This is a genomic window from Halomonas sp. TP35 (assembly GCF_052375975.1).
Lineage (GTDB): Bacteria > Pseudomonadota > Gammaproteobacteria > Pseudomonadales > Halomonadaceae > Vreelandella > Vreelandella citrativorans.
On the sequence record NZ_JBQSUZ010000044.1, the window covers coordinates 1 to 856 of the forward strand.

An 856-nucleotide genomic window follows, 5' to 3' on the forward strand; every position below is an offset into this window, starting at 1 on the left:
TTTTCGTTGGCAAACCCACCCTTGGTCTTGGTGAGTTTTCGGAACTGCCGGTGCACGGCTTCAACGGCGTTAGTCGTGTAGACAGCTTTACGCACATAGTCGGGGTACTTGAAGTAGGCCGAGAGCGTGGGCCACTTATTGCGCCAGGAAGCGATGACAAGCGGGTATTTGTCGCCCCATTTAGCTTCCAACTCGTCCAATGCCAGCTCGGCGGCATTGAGCGTAGCCGCCTTGTAGACCGCCTTCAAGTCGGCCATGAAGGCCTTTTGATTTTTCGAGGCGACGTACTTCAGCGAGTTTCGTATCTGGTGGATGATGCAGTGTTGGATCTCGGTGTTGGGATAGAGGCTTGCAATCGCTTCAGGGAAGCCTTTCAGGCCGTCAACACAGGCAATGAGAATGTCCTGGACACCACGGTTATAGAGGTCGGTGAGCACACTTAGCCAGTGGTGAGCGCCTTCCTGATCGGAGAGATACAGGCCCAGGAGTTCCTTCTTGCCCTCGATGTTCAGCCCCAGAATGGTATAGACGGCCTTGCTGGTATAGCGGCCATGTTCCCGGATCTTGTAGTGGATCGCATCAAGCCAGACAATGGGATAGATGGCCTCCAGGTCACGCTCGCGCCAGGCCTGAAGCTCCGGTATCAGCTTATCGGTGACGGCATTGAGGGTGCCGTTGGAAAGCGAGATGCCATACAGGTCGGCAATATGCGTGCGAATGTCCTGATAGCTATTGCCCAGAGCGTATAGCGCAATGACTTTGCGTTCCAGTTCGTCGGTTAACTGAGTCTGGTGCTTCTTGACGATTTGCGGTTCAAAGGTGCCATTGCGATCGCGCGGTGTGGTCAGCTCAAAGC

General features: G+C 54.7%; 1 protein-coding gene. It reads right to left on the reverse strand.

Annotated features, from left to right (window positions below; translation table 11 throughout):
• A partial coding sequence (locus ACT3RU_RS17970) for an IS256 family transposase (protein ID WP_483392987.1) occupies positions 1–856 on the reverse strand: 856 nt, incomplete at both ends.